Source organism: Moraxella sp. K23 (assembly GCF_041154765.1).
Classification (GTDB): Bacteria; Pseudomonadota; Gammaproteobacteria; order Pseudomonadales; family Moraxellaceae; genus Faucicola; species Faucicola tetraodonis.
This window is the reverse complement of record NZ_AP031595.1, coordinates 2,007,311-2,024,340: the sequence shown is the minus strand read 5'-3', so window position 1 is coordinate 2,024,340 and position 17,030 is coordinate 2,007,311. Positions and strand designations below refer to the sequence as shown.

The following is a 17,030-nucleotide window of genomic DNA, read 5'->3' as shown; positions in this document are numbered from 1 at the left end:
AATGAAAATTAGCGAAAACTGGTTACGCCAATGGGCAAACCCAAACTTAAGCGCTGAGCAAATTGGCGAACAACTGACGATGGCAGGCTTAGAGCTTGATAGCTTGGATAAAGTCGCCAAAGAATTTAGTGGTGTGGTGGTTGGTGAAGTGATTGACGTCACCCAACACCCCGATGCTGATAAACTGCGCGTTGCCAAAGTGAATGTCGGTGAGCATAGCGAAGCACCCCTACAAATCGTTTGCGGTGCACCCAATGTCGCCGCTGGCGTGCGTGTGCCTGTGGCACTGGTGGGCGCCAAACTACCACCTGCACAAGGTGATGAACCCTTTAACATTAAAAAAGGCAAACTGCGCGGCGTAGAATCGCACGGTATGCTGTGTGGTGGTAGTGAGATTGACTGTGATGATGGTGTTGATGGCTTGTTAATTTTGCCACAAGACGCCCCGATTGGCATGGATATTCGAGCGTATCTTGGCTTAGACAATCATGTGCTAGATATTTCAATCACCCCAAACCGTGGCGACTGTTTTAGTGTGCGGGGTATCGCCCGTGAGCTTGCCGTGCTCAATGATTTAACATTTCAATTACCCTTTGACAATATCACCGCAGCTGTGACCGACAACGACAGCCAAGCGGTTAGCGTAGAGACCACCGACTGCCCGCGTTATTATGCGCAACTGGTCAGTGGGCTGACAGGCACGACGCCATCACCTGATTGGATGAAACAAGCCCTGAATGCCTCAGGCGTCAAGCCACGTAATTTACTGGTGGATGTCACCAATTACGTATTACTTGAGCTCGGTCAGCCGCTGCATGCGTTTGATGCCGACAAGTTGGTGGGCGCAATTACCGTGCGCCATGCCCAACAAGGCGAAACCCTTGAGCTGTTAAATGAGCAAACCATTACCTTGCAAGGTGATGAACTGGTGATTGCCGATGAACAAGGTGTCATTGCGTTAGCGGGAATTATGGGTGGACTTCGCACCGCAGTGACCGATAGCACGACCCGAGTGGTAATCGAAAGTGCATTTTTCAAACAGTTGGCGATTGCAGGTAAGGCACGCCGTTTTGGCTTGCATACCGATGCGTCACAGCGTTTTGAGCGGGGTGTCGATTTTGAATTACCAAAATTGGCACTCGATCGTGCGGTCAATCTATTGGCAACATTTGGCAATGGCTCAAGTGAGGTTAGGGTCGGTCAAATCACGCTAGTTGAAAACACCGCTGAACTGCCAAAACGTACGTCAGTGATGCTACCGATTGTCAGTATCAATAAATTGTTAGGCGCGGATATCGCCACCGACAAAGCCATTGAGATTCTAAATAGTCTACAAATCAGCACCGAGGTACAAGGCGAAAATCTGGTTGCCACGCCGCCGAGCCATCGTTTTGATATCGCCTTGCCCGAAGATTTGATTGAAGAAATCGCCCGCATTTATGGCTATAACAATATTGCCAACAAACTGCCGGCGTTTACCAGTAACTTGTTTGACAATAAACGCCAAAATGATCTGCATAACTTAAAAATGAGCTTGGTCAATCAAGGTTATTTTGAAGCGGTGAGTTTTAGTTTTAGTGATCCCAAAGTCGAAGCTTTGTTTGATGGGGCGCATTTTGCTGCACCACTCGCGCTTGCCAATCCAATCTCAAGTGACTTAGCGGTCATGCGTCGTACCCTGTTGTCTAGTTTGTTGCCTTGTGTGCAATATAACTTAAACCGTCAACAAAACCGCGTGCGTCTGTTTGAGACGGGTCTGCGTTTTGATGGCAGTGATATCGCAAGCTTAAACCAAGTTGACACTTTGGCGATGGTGGCAGTCGGCAGCACCTATCCAGAGCAGCATCATGACAATCGTGTGATGGATTTTTACGACCTAAAAAATGACGTCGAATCGGTTTTTCCGCGGTTTGCGCAGTCCGCTATCCGTTATCAACGTAGCGAGCAGCCGTTTTTACACCCCGGTCAAAGTGCCGATGTACACTATCAAGGCAAGGTGATTGGCTGGTTGGGTCAGTTGCACCCACAGATTGCTAAAGCCTTGGATTTGCCGACCACTTGGGTGGCGCAGCTAAACTTACAGATGGTCATTGACATGCACCAACAGGCATTGACCATCATGACGCCAAGTAAATTCCCACAAGTGCGCCGTGATATCGCTGTGGTGGTAGACCAGTCGATTGCTGTGCAATCCATGCGAGATACTATCAAACAAGTCGGGGGCGAGCTATTAAAAGATGTGTGGTTATTTGATGTATATGCCGGCAGTAATTTGCCTGAAAACCAACAATCGCTTGCTTTTGCACTGGTGTGGCAAGACCTCGATGCCACGCTTTCTGACGAGCGTATCAATGCGCAAATGGAAGCTGTTATCGCTGCGCTACATGAGCAGTATCACGCAACGCTACGTATGTAATCTTGGACTAGCAAATTATGCCAGTCGATACAATGTTTTTCTTTGATTTTAAAGTAAAAATAACTATCGACTGTATTTGCTAGAATCGCTAGAATAGGAGCATTTAGTAGGGTGGGTATGATAATGAATATGCAAGTTGAAGGAAAAACCTTAACCAAATTAGAAATGATCAATCATTTGATGGAAAATTTGGGCATGACGCGCCAAGACAGCCGCGCATTTGTAGAGAATTTTTTTTCAGAGTTGTCAGAGACGTTGATCAAAGGTCACCAAGTCAAGCTATCGGGTTTTGGTAACTTTGAGATTAAGGATAAAAGCCAACGTCCAGGTCGCAACCCAAAGACTGGCGAGATGGTTCATGTCACAGCGCGCCGCGTTGTTACCTTTAAAGCGGGGCAAAAAATGCGTCGCAGTATTGAAGATAAACTGTTCACAGAATAACGCCTTTATTATTTTTAGATTATTTCCAGTTAATTTAGGCGTTTTAAAATCAGTTGCTGCATTTTGACCGTAAAACATTCTGTCCATAAATTTTAACCATAAAAAAAAGAAGCTTAATGCTTCTTTTTTTTATACCAATTATGTCTCTATTTAGCAGCAGAGGCGGCTGCACTGGCAGCTGCTGGTGTCGCAGGGTTTTCACCCCAGATAGCTGGGTATTTGTAACCTGGGAAAGTTTTGTGGGCGTATTGTTTAAATTCTTCTGAATTATACGCATTGGTCACGTCTTTTACCCATTGTGTGTCTTTGTCTTTGGTGCGAATCGCTGACCAGTTGACATACGCATAGCTGGGTTCTTGGAACAGCGCTTCAGTCAATTTAATACCTGAGCTGGTCGCATAGTTACCGTTGATGACTGCAAAGTCAACGTCTGAGCGCGCACGTGGTAATTGTGCGGCTTCTAGCTCTACCAATTTGATATTTTTTGGGTTTTCTGCGATATCATTTTTTGATGCGGTCAATGGGTCGATATTGTCTTTAAGTTTTACCCAGCCCAGTTCGTTGAGCATTACCAGCGCGCGTGCAAAGTTGCTTGGATCGTTCGGTGCAGCCACGGTGGTACCGTCTTTGACTTGTTTTAAGTCATTTAATTTACCAGGATAGATGCCAAGCGGTGCGGTAGGCACTTGGAATGCTTCAACGATATCTAGGTTGTTGTCTTTTTTGAAAGTATCAAGATAAGGTTTGTGTTGGAACACGTTGATATCAATATCGCCATCGGCTAAGGCTTTATTTGGGCGCACATAATCAGAGAATTCAACCAGTCTGACTTTATAGCCTTGTTTTTCTAACTGCGGTTTGACAGAGTTTTTGACCATGTCACCAAAGTCGCCCACGGTAGTACCAATCACAATTTCAGATTTATTCGGGTCTATACCTGTACTTGCCGCTGCCGTGGTCGTTGTTGAGCTTGCGGTAGTCGTGGTCGTAGTTGTGGTGGTGCTGGCTTGTGCTGTGGTTTCGGTTTTGCTTTCAGGTTTGCTACAACCGACTAGGGCAATCCCTGCCACCCCTACGGTTGCTAGCAGCTGCGCAATATGGCTTGATAAATGCGTTAATTTCATACCTTCCTCCAAAAATGAAAAAATAAACGGACAAAACAATCAGTTTACCTTAACATATTCATAAAAAAAATGTTATTGAGAGTTAACCTATGGATATGAAATTTTTTCATAATTCCTAGAAAAACCATCAATAACAATTTTTTAAACAGCCATCAGCTAAAATTAACGTTTATCCAGACGGTGCGCCAAAATATTACCGACTGATTGGATGATAATCACCATCACCACCAATAAAATCACCATAAAAATCATCACGTCATTTTGGTAGCGGTTATAACCATAGCGAATCGCCAAATCACCGAGACCGCCACCCCCAATCATACCCGCTGCCGCACTATAAGAGAGTAAACTAATCATCAAGGTAGTGATACTTAAAATCAAACTTGAGCGTGATTCGACTAATAACACGTTACGAATAATCGTCCCTGTACTTGCACCCATTGATAACGCCGCTTCGATGATACCTTTTGGCACATCACGCAGATTTTGCTCAACGAGCCTAGCAAAGTAGAAGATACCGGCGACACTCAAAGCAAGCGATGCCGCGATTGGACCAATAGTGGTACCGACAATGAGGCGAGTTACAGGAATAATCACAATCATCAAAATCACAAACGGAAAAGCACGCATAATGTTGGTAAAGTTGCCAAGTCCTGCATACAGCGATTTGTTGTCGGCGAGCTGATTTTTACTGGTCAAAAATAGCGCGACGCCGAGCAATGTGCCAAAGATGACTGACGCAACCGTTGAGATACCCACCATAATCAGTGTTTCCCAAAAAGCTTGCCAAATTTCTGCTTTCATCCCCAAAAGATTATCAACCGCGCTTTGCCAAGTTAATGTATTTGCCATGAAATTACCCAACGATTCAATTTAAAACTTAAAAGATTATCCAGCCATCGACCATGTTTGTGCGCCGTTAATCATCACTAATCAGCAGTTGCCCAATCGGCGTGGTGGCATGAATTTGTCCCGAGTGTACGTCAGCGACTTCCAGCAATCTGCCTTTATCAAGCAGAGCAACGCGGTTACACAGCTTGCGAATCACGGACATTTCATGGGTCACAATCACAATAGTGACGTTAAACTTGTCATTAATATCCTTGAGACAGGCTAACACCGATTTGGTGGTCGCAGGGTCGAGCGCAGAGGTAGGCTCATCGGCGAGCATTACATGAGGTTTGGGCGCTAACGCCCGTGCGATACCTGCCCGCTGTTTTTGACCGCCAGAGAGCTGGGCAGGGTAGTGGTCGGCGCGATTGACCAAATCAACAATTTCAAGGCATTCCATCACCCGCGGCATGATGGCTGCTTTTTCCCAACCTGCAATCTCTAGGGCAAAGGCAATGTTTTGTGCCACCGTGCGATTTGCCATCAGATTAAACTGCTGAAAAATCATACCGATATTTTGACGGGCATGGCGCAAATCGTGGGTGGACAGCGAGGTCAGCTCCTTGCCATCAATGGTGACAGTGCCGCTATCTGGGCGTTCAAGTAAATTAATCAAGCGTAGCAAAGTAGATTTGCCTGCGCCCGAATAACCCATCAAGCCAAAAATCTCGCCTTGTTGGATTGAGAGCGATGTCGGCTCTACCGCGGTAAACCAGTTGCCATCTTGGGTTTGGAAGCGTTTGGTAACGTTATCAATGGTAATCATGATAATAAAAAATTTTGCAGTGGCTAAAAGAAGGTAATTTTAGCACAGCTCGTCGTCAGCGTTTAGTCGCTTTAACGAATAAATAAATGCCGAATGGTATGTTTAATTAAATAATAGAGGAGAAAAGCAAAAAAAATTTGTGATAAAACTATAGGCAGAGATAAAAGCGGTTACGATTGGGTGATAGGTAATGTGACCAAAAAGCGGGTATGACCATGCACTGTGTCGGTGATAATACTACCGCCATGGGCTTTGACAATCTGCGCGACTAAAGATAGCCCGAGACCTGAACCTTTTTTCTCTTGTTGTAGCCGTACAAATGGACTGAAAATATCGGTGCGTTTGTCTTCAGGAATGCCTGTACCTTGGTCGATAACCGCAATACACACCTGATGAAATTCTGGCAGGTGCACAATGTCAGATTTTTTACGGGAAAAAATAGAGGATTTATTTTTTGGTTTGTTAGCCAGTTTGTTCGAAGTTGCTTCGCTATCTGCTGTGTCCGTTGCTGTGTTTGTTGCTAGAGGTATAGTGGTCGCGGATATCGTAGTATCAAAGGTGATGTCATTGCCGTTTTTAAGGGCACTGGTGGTATCTTTTATAGGGGCGGGCAACGCTATTTTATCTTTTTGAGCATCGATATGTTTTTGAGTATCGGTATCTTTTGTACTCTCTTGGATGGTTGGTAGAGCATCAATTGCCAGCTGATTACCCGCATCATCAATGGCGTACATCTGTACGGTCACAGGTGGGACGCCATGAAGATGGGCATTGTCGAGCAAATTACGCACCAGGTGGGTGAGAAGTTTGGCTTGTCCTTGGATGATAATATGACCACCCGTAAAGCTAGCTTGGGGGTAGTGCTGAATCTCGTTTTTAATTAACTCATATAAATCGACGTCTTCTACTTTTTCTATCGCATGACCGGCATCCATACGACTGACGAGCAAAATACTTTCCACCAAATCATTAAGACCCGTTAAATCACGGTTGATGGCATCAGCACGTTTTTGTACCTTATCTTGTATTGTTTTGTCAAACTGACTTGCCAGCATCGTCATCATTTCAACTTGTAGACGAATACGGGTAATTGGTGTGCGAATCTCATGCGAGGCATGGGCTAACAGCAGTTTATTGGCATTCATCAAGGTTTCGATACGTTCAGCGGTTTGGTTAAAACCGCGTGCCAAAATGGTAATTTCATCGTTGCCCACAGGCGTGACACGGGCAGAGAAATCGCCATCACCCAGTTGGGTGATTTGCCGACTTAGCTGATTGATACGCCATGTCATGGTGCGCGCAATCATCCATAACATGCCCGACATAATGAGCAGTAATAGCAAGGTGCCTGTCAGTAAATTAATCGCGGGCGAAATCGCACGGCGGTTACTAAGTTTTGATTGGTATAACAGCACATAACCTGATTGGCTATTGACTTGAATTTCGGTCGGGTGTTTTGGATCATCTCTAGGAAACAAGGATAAAAAAAATGGCGGGTTTGGCGGTAAGGTGGCAGGCAGCCCACGCATGATCATAATCGCTTCGCCACTTTTGCCATCGTATAGACCAAATTTGGCGTTGAGTGAATCGCTATAGATATTAAAACTACGGCGTACGAGGGCAAGTAGATAACGGGTTTCGAGATTTTTTTGTTGGTTCTGTGCCGTGCGCAGCTCAACTAGTAGCGGGTCTAGCTGCTGGGTGACTTGGCTGGCAATGACTTGGTGGCGGGTGTTGGCAGAAGTATCGTGTACCAAGTGGCTTAAAACTACCATTGCCCCAGCAAAAATGACCAATGCCAGCATAACGCTGGCAAATAACTTGCTAAATACACTATTAAATTTTATGCCGCTCAATCGCACACAGAATCCAAAAATCGTGGGTCATCACAGGCTATTATAATAGCTTTGCTAGCATAAATAACCAAGGATAATGACCTTTTGCGTGTTAAATTTGTCAAGCAATCTTACACTCTTACACTTGGTCAGTGGCAAACTGATAGCCGACACCACGCACTGTGATGATGCGTTTTGGCTGGCGAGGATTGTCTTCAATCAGCGCGCGCAGACGTGAAATATGCACATCAATGGCACGGTCGATGTTATCACTACTGTCATCGTTTGGCATCGCATGCCACAGCTGTTCACGGCTCAGTACTTTACCTGAGTGGGTAGCAAAGTAATGTAATAACTGAAACTGATGAGTAGTCAAACGCACCGGCTCATCATCAATCGTCACTTCATGGCTGTCTGGATAAACCTTTAAGCGACCAAATACTAAGTTATCTTCTTTTTGCTGGTGAAGCGGCAGGTCGTGACGGCGCATCACCGCACGGATACGCGCCAATAGTTCACGCGGTTCAAATGGTTTTGAGACATAATCATCCGCGCCCATCTCAAGACCCAACACACGGTCAGTGGTGTCACCCTTAGCAGTGAGCATGATAATCGCCGTTTGCGCCAGACGGCTATCTTTGTGCTGACGAATACGTTGACACACTTGCATGCCATCCATATCCGGCAACATCAAATCTAAAATCACCAAATCAATGGATTTTGCAGGGTTAAATAGCGTCTCTAGACCTTCTGTTGCGGTTGGCGCATGCTGAACCTCATAGTAGTTCATGCCCAAATATTCGCTAATCAACTCGGCTAAATCTGGATCATCCTCAATCAATAGTACGGTTTTAGTACCACTATTATTTTCTTCCATCACCAACTCCAAAAATTCTCTAAAATAAATCAGTTGTTATTATTGCTTTTGCTCATCAAAGCCAGGCTTCTATCATCAATCAAGAGATTATTATCATAAGCAAGAGATTATTATCATAAAGCAATAGACTGCCAATATGATAGTGTCTTACACAGATTTATAAAACTTCTTAGCTGCCAATCATACAGCTATCAATCACACAGCCCAATTAATGCATAGCCCAATTTAAAATTGTACTGGGCTACTCATTCTTAAGTTTCTTTACACTGTATAAAATTGTAATGAATTATTGCTTAAAGTGAGTCGTGGCGCTCTATTGCAAGGGTTTTTGCTTTCTTTTTAGCAAATAACCGAAAAAACCGCTGTTTGCCATCATCTAAATAGGTATAAATCACCGGCACCACAATCAAGGTCAATAAGGTTGAAGTAATCACCCCGCCAATAATAGCGTGTGCCATCGGTGCTTGCTGCTCCGACCCTTCACCGATGCCCAGTGCCAGCGGTATCATCCCCATCACCATGGCAGCGGTAGTCATCAAAATGGGGCGCAGGCGCGTTTGACCCGCGAGCATAATAGCTTCATTACGACTCAAACCGTTTGACAAAGATTCTTTAATAAAATCAATGAGCAAAATCGCATTTTTACACACCAATCCCATCAGCATGATAATACCGATGATAGAAAACATATTAAGACTAGAGCCGAATAAAAATAACGCAAAGAACACCCCAATTAGCGATAACGGCAGCGATGCCATAATCGCCACAGGGTATAAAAAGCTATTAAACTGTGACCCTAACAACATATAAATAAACACAATTGCCAGTCCAAGTGCGGTTGTTGCGTAGCCAATGGATTCGGCCATGTCCTTGTTAGAGCCTTGTACCGCAAAGCTGTAACCAGGTGGCAGTTTCATTTCGTTTTGGATTTTTGTGATATCCGCGCCGATATCACCTGCCGGTCTGCCGTCCGTGTTGGCTTGGACTACCACCTCACGAAATAGCGAACGCCGGTTGATTTGCGGTGCACCCAAGGTTTCACTAAAATTCGCCACTTGCGATAGCGGCACTAGTATTGGCTGACCATTTTGATCGGTACGGTTTGATGACAAGTACATGGATTGTAGTTGCGAGATGGTCTGGCGGTTGTCGTCATTTAAGCGCACGTTGACATCGATATTGTTGCCGTTGTCATCTTTAAAGGTGCTCACATTGTCACCGGCTAGCAGCGGTCGTAATGCTTGTCCGATTTGCCCAATCGAAAGACCGGCATCATTTGCTGCTTCTCGGTTAATGGTGACATTGACCATTGATTTTGGCTGTTTAAGTGTGCTTTCCAAATCTACCAAGCCATTGACGTTTGAGAGTTTTTGCATAAATTCATTGGATAAGCGTTGCAGCTCATTTAAATCATTGCCTTTGATGGATATCATAATCGGTTTAAGACCACCGCTGACTGCCATGGCAGCGGCTGCCACTGAGGTGACTTTAATACCGCCTACCTGCTGCAATTGCTCACGCATGGCACGGTTTAAGGCATCTAGTCCGCGCGTGCGCTCATCTTTAGGTACTAATGATACATTCACTTGTACCCGATTGTTACCGCTATAGGACATCGCATTAACCGTGGCATAAGTATTGGTAACCTCAGGAAAACTTTGTAATACCGCGTTGACTTGTGCTGCTTTTTGCTGGGTATAGTCAATATTGGCATTGACAGGCGTTTCAAATTTGACTTTGATTTCATTCATATCCGCTTGCGGGACAAACTCTTTGCCCACCAACCCCACGGCAAAAAACGCCGCAACCAGTGAGCCAATTGCAATAAGCACAGTTATCAAACGATGGCGTAAACTCCACGCAAGAATATGGCTGTATAGATTGGTCAACCGATCTAATAAGCGCTGAAACCCATCTAATAGCCAAGCAATCGGTCGCTTGCGAAATGAAACTCGTTCATTGACGCGGTCATGTTGGTGCACGGCATCTGGGTCTGGCCAAATCGAAGACAACATCGGGTCAAGTGTGAAGCTAACAAATAACGACAGCAACACAGCGGTAGAAACAGTCACACCAAACTGATAAAAAAAGCGTCCGATAATTCCGCCCATAAAAGCTACGGGTAAAAATACCGCCACAATCACCAGCGTCGTCGCTAGCACGGCAAGCCCGATTTCTTGGGTGCCATCAAGCGCCGCTTGGCGGTGATGTTTGCCCATACCCACATGGCGCACAATATTTTCCCGCACCACAATCGCATCATCAATCAGCAGTCCGATACATAATGCCAGCGCCAGTAGGGTCATCATGTTGATGGAAAAACCAAACGTCCAAATCGCCGCTAAAGTACCGAGCAGCGAAATGGGTAGCGTCAATCCTGTGATAATGGTCGAACGCCACGACCCTAAGAACAACCAAACAATAAACACCGCCAATATCGCTCCTTCAATCAAGGTGCGCACCACATTATTTAACGAGCCGCGAATACTTTTTGAGCTATCAGCCACCACCGTCATGGTGACACCTGGGGGTAGGGTCGATTGGATTTCTGCCAGACGCTGCTGGGTTTTATCAACCACATCAATCACATTGGCATCCGACATTTTGATAATATCCATTGCCACCGCAGGTTGACCATTTTGTAGCGACGCTGACTCAGCCTCGGCTTGCCCATCAATGACTTCGGCAACTTGCGATAAGTACACAGGCACGATAGCACCCGTACTTGAGCGATTTTGGGCGACAATGATTTGGTTAAACTCATTGGGTGTTTTGACCAACCCGTTGACTTGAATCACCATTTCTTGGTTTTGATTGTTGATGGTACCGACAGGTAATTCGACGTTCTCTGAGCGTAGTGCATTGCTAATTTGATTGACTGAGACTTTATAGGCATTCATTTGGGTGGGATTGAGCAGCACACGGATTTGACGCTGCCGACCCCCCAAGATATCAACACGACCCACCCCTGTGACTGTTTGTAGCTGTTTTTTGACCGTGTTGTCTAAGTAAGTGGATAACTCCCGAAGCGACATTTTGTCAGAGCGAAACGTGACGGACACCACAGGCGCATCGGCAGGATTGTACTGCGCAACGATAGGCGTGGTGACTTCATCCCGAAAGGTGGGGGTCACCAGTGCCAATTTATCACGCACGTTTTGCGCGGCAACATCAGACGGGATATTTAAATCAAACTGCACGATGACTTGTGACAGGCCTTGTTGGGTGACGGAGGTCACTTCTTTGACACCGGCGATGGTATTGACTTGGTCTTCAATTTTTTTGGTAATGTCGGTCTCGATGACTTCAGGCGAAGCACCACTATAAACGGTATTGACCACCACAAAAGGAAATTCAATATTAGGAAATTCCTCAACTTTCATGCGAAAAGTTGCTAATAGTCCAATGACCATCAGCGCGAGCATGATCATGGCGGCAAACACAGGATTGTTGATACTGACGCGGGTGAGCCACATAGCAAATTCCTAATACTAAAATTTTTAACAGTGAAATTTTTAACAATATAGAATGATTGAATGAAACACTATCAGTAAGCTATTTGAGCACGACTTTTTTACCCACATCATTGGCATTGAGATTTGCCACAATCACCGTGGTGTTAGGCTCGATGCCAGCAATTAAATACTGACTGGTATCGTCAAGGTGTTTGAGTACCTTAATAGGCTGTTTGGTAATCACATTGTCTTTACTGACCACCAAAATCGTGCCAGCTTCTAAGGTTGGGCTTGTGGCGGATGGGTCGCTAGGTTTATTGGCTGCGCCTTTTGCTTTAGATTCTAGAGCTTTAGATTCGAGCGCTTTTGACTCAAGCATTACCGCTGACATAGGCACCAATACCCCAACTTGTGCAACCCCATAATTAAGCTTGCCTGTGGCATACATGCCCGGTCGAAGTCCACGATTACGCTGAGAAGGCTTAACCGCGATATAAATGGTCAGCTGGCGAGTGGCGGCATCGACTTGGGGTGAAATGCGGCTAATTTGTCCAATGTACTGATTGGTTTGATTACTAATAGTAAAAGGCACTTGTTGACTGAGTTGTAGCTGTGTTTGTGCTTCGCTAGGGACATTGGCGGCAAACTCAAGTTTATTGGGGTCAATGATTTCCATCAAGGCTTGGTTTTGCGTGACTACCTGTCCGACATTGACGCTGCGGCTGCTGACAATCCCCGTGGTAGGCGCATAAATCGTGGTATCACCAAACATTTTTTGTGCACTACTTAATTGGGCTTGTTTGGCTTTGATGGATTCACGCTGGGCAATGCTGTCTGCCACACTACGCTCATACTCTATTTGTGAGACAAAGCCTTGCTCGAGCAAAATTTTGTTGCGCTCAGCAAGTTTATTGGCGACGATGGCCTGTGCTTGGGCGGCAGCAACATCGGCTTGCGCTTGAGCAAGTTGGTTTTTACTATCACTGATATCAAGTCGCACCAGTGGCTCACCTTTTGCCACCGTTTTACCCACATCAGCGAGCACTTGCTGCACTTGCGCATTCACCGTTGATTGCACCACTGTGTGGTCTGAAGGCTGCAGTGTCCCTGTCACGGTGACACTCGGTTCAAATCGGTCTGCTTTGGCGGTGATGACATCGGCCGCTAATAGCTGAATCTCGTTATTGGCGATTTGCGTGGTGGCTGACGCGGTGGTGATTTGGGTCTTTTGGGTTGACAACGGGCTTTTGCTATCGTTTTGCTGTTTTTGGCAACCGCTCAAACTCATAACAGCGCTAGCCATAGCTAGGCTTAATGGTAAAACTTTGGTGATAAACTTCGGTGTTATCATGAAAGAGATGTCCTCAGCGCAAACAATCAACTTAAAAAAATATAAAACGATGTAGAAATAGCCAGTGCAATAAACTTTTCTAAGCTTATCTCAAGATGTGTCACTATCTCATGGAATCCGTGTATATTAACATGGGTGTATGGGCAATCTACAAAGCAGTCAATAGATCAAACCTGAATCATCATAGGATGTTAAAAATGAACGGTAAGTGCATCGATTTAAGCATACTTTGCAGCAAAAAAGTATGGTAGTATTTTAAAAATATCACCATACAGTTGGTTTGTAACTATACTGTGTGAAATATTTGTTATATCTTATAAAAATTATTTACAATAGCTTTGTTTAATTGTCAAAAATTGTACCAGTTGCTTTTGAGGGTTGAGGCATCACTTGATAATTGCCCCAACATCAATGAATTAAAGTTTTGAGCAATCGCTATAGAACAATGGGTAGCAAAATCATAGCGAAACAACCATTAGGAAAATATTATGGATGCAAATTTTGAAGGCCTAAAAGTCATGATTATTGACGATTCAAAAACCATTCGTCGTACCGCAGAGACGTTACTTGCCAAAGCAGGCTGTGAGGTGACTACTGCCGTTGATGGCTTTGATGCGTTGGCAAAAATTGCGGATACCAACCCAGATTTGATTTTTGTCGATATCATGATGCCACGCCTCGACGGTTATCAGACTTGTTCACTAATCAAAAACAACGCAGATTTTGCTGCCACGCCCGTGATTATGCTGTCATCAAAAGATGGCTTGTTTGATAAAGCGCGGGGTCGTATCGTCGGCTCAGATGAGTACTTGACCAAACCATTTAGTAAAGAAGAGCTATTTGATACCATTGAACGTCATCGTCCTGCGTCTTAATGCGCTGGGTTGAAGCTAAACAACATGCCATTGCTTGCAACTGTTGTTAACCCCTAAAATCTGCAATCACTCGATATGACTGAAATATAAGCCCAGATTGCAACCTAGCTAGACGTAGATTTGGGATGCGTGTTTAGTTTAACCGTTGTGCTGTTGGGTTTTTATTCCCACCGACATACAAAACAGTAAAATATTAATGCAATCAATAATTAGGTAAAAGGGTAAGTGTATGGCCAAAATCTTAGTAGTTGATGATTCACCATCAGAAATGGCAAAATTTCGAGATATTTTGACTCGTCATCAGCACGAAGTCATTGAAGCGCATACAGGCGAGGATGGAATTCAAAAAGCCAATGAGTTTTTCCCCGATGTGATTTTGATGGATGTGGTCATGCCAGAGATGAACGGCTTCCAAGCAACCCGCAAACTTACCCGTGACCCAAAAACCAGTCATATCCCTGTCATCATCATCAGTACTAAAAATCAAGAAGCTGACCGCGTCTGGGGCAAGCGCCAAGGCGCACGGGATTATCTCAGCAAGCCGATTACAGAAGAAGCCTTAATCACTGTAATCTGCGCCGTGATGGAGTAGGTTTCGTGTCCTCAAACGGCTTTATCGAGCTTTTACGACTCGCTAACCGCGGTATCAAACGACAAAAAGGTACCCACTTTGACCAAAGAAATCAGTGGCTAGGGGTCGCGTTTTCGCTCGGTGGTCACCACTTGGTAGCCCCACTCGGTGATGTGGCTGAGGTACTATCTTTGCCTGCCTATACCTCGGTGCCTTTGTCAAAACCTTGGCTGCTAGGGATTGCCAATGTTCGGGGACGGTTATTACCGATTACCAATTTGTCAAACTTCTTAGGTTTACATCCATCAGGTTTAAATTACCAATCAGGCAATCAAAAGATTTTGGTGATTGATCAACCCAAGCTATTTAGTGGCTTACAAGTTGATGAGGTATTGGGTATCCAAACCTTTAGTCGTGGGCAATATCAGCCTATCGAGATGCCGAACGATTCGCCGCTCGCGCAGTATACGCATGGTCGTTTTAGACAAAACGAGCAGATTTGGTATGTGTTTATGCCAAGCTTATTGGCGCAAGACACGCGTTATTTAGAAGCAGCGTTATAACCTAATTTTCTAACTCATTAAAACAATTGAGGGTTTACCATATCATGGATACTAAAACTTCGACCCTAAGTACCAATACCAACTCCCCTGTCGCGATCGGGCCTGGCAAGAGTAATTATCGTTTGAATAGAGGGGGCTCAACCAACTGGATTATTTGGGCAAGTATTTGTGGTGGTGTTGCTAGTTTGGCATTTATTTATCGACTCTACCAATTGATGATTTTGGTACGTCAACAGAATAGTGTTGCCCATAATTTTTTGACGATTTGGTTGCCCTCTATTTTGATTGTATTAGGCGTAATTGGGGCGATTTACTTTTTGACCCGCCAGATTAGTGCCAAAACCCATCGCGAAATGGTAGAAGGTGAACGTGAAACGCTGCGTCAGCGTCATGAGATGGAGGTTGAATCTGAACGTGCCCGCAGAATCCAAGAAGAAAACGAACGTAACCAAATGGCGATTTTGCGTTTGCTTGATGAGTTAGGTGACTTAGCGGAAGGTGACTTGACCGTGAACGCAACGGTATCAGAAGACTTTACAGGTGCGATTGCAGACTCGGTCAACTTTGCAATTGACCAATTGCGTCAACTGGTTTCTGCGATTAACGTCACCGCAGAGCGAGTCGCTCGCGCCTCTGACCAAACCCAGGCAAAGGCAGTTGAACTAGCCCAAGCCTCTGAAAGCCAAGCGCAAGAGATTGCGGGAGCCTCTGCAGCGATTAATGAGATGGCGGTGTCTATTGACCAAGTATCTTCAAATGCCGCCGAATCTGCTGCGGTTGCGGACCGTTCGGTTGCGATTGCGTATAACGGGGCAGAAGTGGTACAACGTACCATCGATGGTATGAATACCATTCGTGACCAGATTCAAGAAACCTCAAAACGTATTAAGCGCCTCGGTGAATCATCGCAAGAGATTGGCGATATCGTTGGACTGATTAATGACATTGCTGACCAAACCAACATCCTGGCGTTGAATGCGGCGATTCAGGCATCGATGGCGGGTGAAGCAGGTCGTGGTTTTGCGGTTGTTGCTGACGAGGTACAGCGCCTAGCAGAACGTTCAGCCACAGCGACCAAACAGATTGAAACACTGGTTAAAACCATTCAGGCAGATACGAACGAAGCCGTGATGTCGATGGAATCAACCACGGCAGAAGTTGTACGCGGTGCGAAACTTGCAAAAGATGCGGGTGAGGCGCTTGAAGAAGTACAAACTGTATCGAACAACTTGGCATCATTGATTCAGAATATCTCAAATGCGGCGCGTCTGCAGGCGGCCTCAGCGGGTCATATTTCAAATACCATGAACATCATTCAAGATATTACCTCGCAAACCACATCAGGTACCATGGCGGCCGCTCGTTCAATCGGTCAGCTTAATGAAATGGCGGCAGCGCTGCAAGAATCAGTATCGGGCTTTAAATTGCCAGATGATGCTTTAGCACATGCTTAATGGGTAATGATTGATGGCTAATTAGGCTTAGTACTCAACAGTTAGAAAAGTAAGGGGTGGTTTTAACCACCTTTCTTTTTATGCGTGTTAGCTCTTATGTGTGTTAGATCAGGCGTTGTACGCTGTGGTTTTGATCACCAGCTTAAAGACGTTGGCAGGGATAAATTTTCGCTAATACCAACAATAAAATCGCAATTGAAGTTTTTTAGCAAAAATTTGGTAGATGCGCAGCAATCGATTCCTTTAGAGGCAGGTCAATGCCAACTGGTTGCCCGCAACAATGTGTTAATTGATGATTTTCGGCAATTTGAGTAGCGCGATATCGTGCGTTATTTGATTGCAAAACGGTTGTCCTAGATTGGCTCAAAGCGTTGGCAAATATCGCAGCGCGAATGGGTGAACATTATAACT

At 45.1% G+C, this 17,030-nt stretch carries 13 protein-coding genes and 1 pseudogene; 7 read left to right on the top strand and 7 right to left on the bottom strand.

The annotated features are described in order from the left end of the window. The first annotated feature begins 1 nt into the window (after window position 1). Both pheT and ACAM37_RS08870 read left to right on the top strand, forming a co-directional pair. Window positions 2-2,416: a phenylalanine--tRNA ligase subunit beta gene (gene pheT / locus ACAM37_RS08875; protein ID WP_369626033.1), complete on the top strand. Its 2,415-nt coding sequence runs from the start codon at window positions 2-4 to the stop codon at window positions 2,414-2,416. A 123-nt stretch (window positions 2,417-2,539) separates the two neighbouring features. Continuing rightward, the gene (locus ACAM37_RS08870; RefSeq protein WP_095356749.1) at window positions 2,540-2,857 is read left to right on the top strand and encodes an integration host factor subunit alpha; all 318 of its coding nucleotides are present in this window, start codon (window positions 2,540-2,542) and stop codon (window positions 2,855-2,857) included. Between the two features lie 146 nt (window positions 2,858-3,003). Here ACAM37_RS08870 and ACAM37_RS08865 read toward each other — a convergent pair whose 3' ends face one another. The 7 genes from ACAM37_RS08865 to ACAM37_RS08835 form a co-directional block, all read right to left on the bottom strand. Then, window positions 3,004-3,981: a MetQ/NlpA family ABC transporter substrate-binding protein gene (locus tag ACAM37_RS08865; protein ID WP_050324972.1), complete on the bottom strand. Its 978-nt coding sequence runs from the start codon at window positions 3,979-3,981 to the stop codon at window positions 3,004-3,006. 162 nt (window positions 3,982-4,143) lie between these two features. Further along, window positions 4,144-4,833 (bottom strand): methionine ABC transporter permease, encoded by a 690-nt coding sequence (locus ACAM37_RS08860; RefSeq protein WP_007115396.1) that lies wholly within the window; start codon window positions 4,831-4,833, stop codon window positions 4,144-4,146. A 67-nt stretch (window positions 4,834-4,900) separates the two neighbouring features. After that, entirely contained in the window at window positions 4,901-5,638 is a 738-nt protein-coding gene (locus ACAM37_RS08855; RefSeq protein ID WP_076775052.1) for a methionine ABC transporter ATP-binding protein, read from the bottom strand. A gap of 170 nt (window positions 5,639-5,808) precedes the next feature. Continuing rightward, window positions 5,809-7,443 (bottom strand): sensor histidine kinase, encoded by a 1,635-nt coding sequence (locus tag ACAM37_RS08850; RefSeq protein ID WP_369626032.1) that lies wholly within the window; start codon window positions 7,441-7,443, stop codon window positions 5,809-5,811. 169 nt (window positions 7,444-7,612) lie between these two features. Further along, window positions 7,613-8,350, bottom strand: a complete 738-nt coding sequence (locus ACAM37_RS08845) for a response regulator transcription factor (RefSeq protein ID WP_062332572.1) — start codon at window positions 8,348-8,350, stop codon at window positions 7,613-7,615. Between the two features lie 293 nt (window positions 8,351-8,643). Then, entirely contained in the window at window positions 8,644-11,826 is a 3,183-nt protein-coding gene (locus tag ACAM37_RS08840) for an efflux RND transporter permease subunit (protein ID WP_369626031.1), read from the bottom strand. 79 nt (window positions 11,827-11,905) lie between these two features. Next, entirely contained in the window at window positions 11,906-13,156 is a 1,251-nt protein-coding gene (locus ACAM37_RS08835) for an efflux RND transporter periplasmic adaptor subunit (RefSeq protein WP_369626030.1), read from the bottom strand. Between the two features lie 488 nt (window positions 13,157-13,644). Here ACAM37_RS08835 and pilG point away from each other — a divergent pair, with 488 nt between their 5' ends. The 5 genes and pseudogenes from pilG (at window position 13,645) to ACAM37_RS08810 (ending at window position 16,934) form a co-directional block, all read left to right on the top strand. Next, window positions 13,645-14,031 carry a twitching motility response regulator PilG gene (gene pilG, locus ACAM37_RS08830; protein WP_050324978.1) on the top strand — a complete coding sequence of 129 codons (387 nt, stop codon included), beginning with the start codon at window positions 13,645-13,647 and terminating at the stop codon, window positions 14,029-14,031. Between the two features lie 229 nt (window positions 14,032-14,260). Beyond that, complete coding sequence (locus ACAM37_RS08825) at window positions 14,261-14,623, top strand: response regulator (RefSeq protein ID WP_050324979.1); 363 nt, start codon at window positions 14,261-14,263, stop codon at window positions 14,621-14,623. A gap of 5 nt (window positions 14,624-14,628) precedes the next feature. Beyond that, complete coding sequence (locus ACAM37_RS08820; RefSeq protein WP_065254123.1) at window positions 14,629-15,165, top strand: chemotaxis protein CheW; 537 nt, start codon at window positions 14,629-14,631, stop codon at window positions 15,163-15,165. A gap of 419 nt (window positions 15,166-15,584) precedes the next feature. Continuing rightward, a pseudogene (locus ACAM37_RS08815) lies at window positions 15,585-16,619 on the top strand (methyl-accepting chemotaxis protein); the annotation flags it as partial. 96 nt (window positions 16,620-16,715) lie between these two features. Continuing rightward, a complete protein-coding gene (locus ACAM37_RS08810; RefSeq protein WP_369626029.1) occupies window positions 16,716-16,934 on the top strand; it encodes a hypothetical protein in 219 nt (72 codons plus the stop codon). The last annotated feature ends 96 nt before the right edge of the window (window positions 16,935-17,030 follow it).

What these genes read in the sequence shown, in the direction of transcription:
- pheT (WP_369626033.1), top strand. Translation starts at nt 2, where the DNA reads ATGAAAATTAGCGAAAACTGGTTACGCCAATGGGCAAACCCAAACTTA.
- ACAM37_RS08870 (WP_095356749.1), top strand. Translation starts at nt 2,540, where the DNA reads ATGAATATGCAAGTTGAAGGAAAAACCTTAACCAAATTAGAAATGATC.
- ACAM37_RS08865 (WP_050324972.1), bottom strand. Translation starts at nt 3,981, where the DNA reads ATGAAATTAACGCATTTATCAAGCCATATTGCGCAGCTGCTAGCAACC.
- ACAM37_RS08860 (WP_007115396.1), bottom strand. Translation starts at nt 4,833, where the DNA reads ATGGCAAATACATTAACTTGGCAAAGCGCGGTTGATAATCTTTTGGGG.
- ACAM37_RS08855 (WP_076775052.1), bottom strand. Translation starts at nt 5,638, where the DNA reads ATGATTACCATTGATAACGTTACCAAACGCTTCCAAACCCAAGATGGC.
- ACAM37_RS08850 (WP_369626032.1), bottom strand. Translation starts at nt 7,443, where the DNA reads ATGCTGGCATTGGTCATTTTTGCTGGGGCAATGGTAGTTTTAAGCCAC.
- ACAM37_RS08845 (WP_062332572.1), bottom strand. Translation starts at nt 8,350, where the DNA reads ATGGAAGAAAATAATAGTGGTACTAAAACCGTACTATTGATTGAGGAT.
- ACAM37_RS08840 (WP_369626031.1), bottom strand. Translation starts at nt 11,826, where the DNA reads ATGTGGCTCACCCGCGTCAGTATCAACAATCCTGTGTTTGCCGCCATG.
- ACAM37_RS08835 (WP_369626030.1), bottom strand. Translation starts at nt 13,156, where the DNA reads ATGATAACACCGAAGTTTATCACCAAAGTTTTACCATTAAGCCTAGCT.
- pilG (WP_050324978.1), top strand. Translation starts at nt 13,645, where the DNA reads ATGGATGCAAATTTTGAAGGCCTAAAAGTCATGATTATTGACGATTCA.
- ACAM37_RS08825 (WP_050324979.1), top strand. Translation starts at nt 14,261, where the DNA reads ATGGCCAAAATCTTAGTAGTTGATGATTCACCATCAGAAATGGCAAAA.
- ACAM37_RS08810 (WP_369626029.1), top strand. Translation starts at nt 16,716, where the DNA reads ATGTGTGTTAGATCAGGCGTTGTACGCTGTGGTTTTGATCACCAGCTT.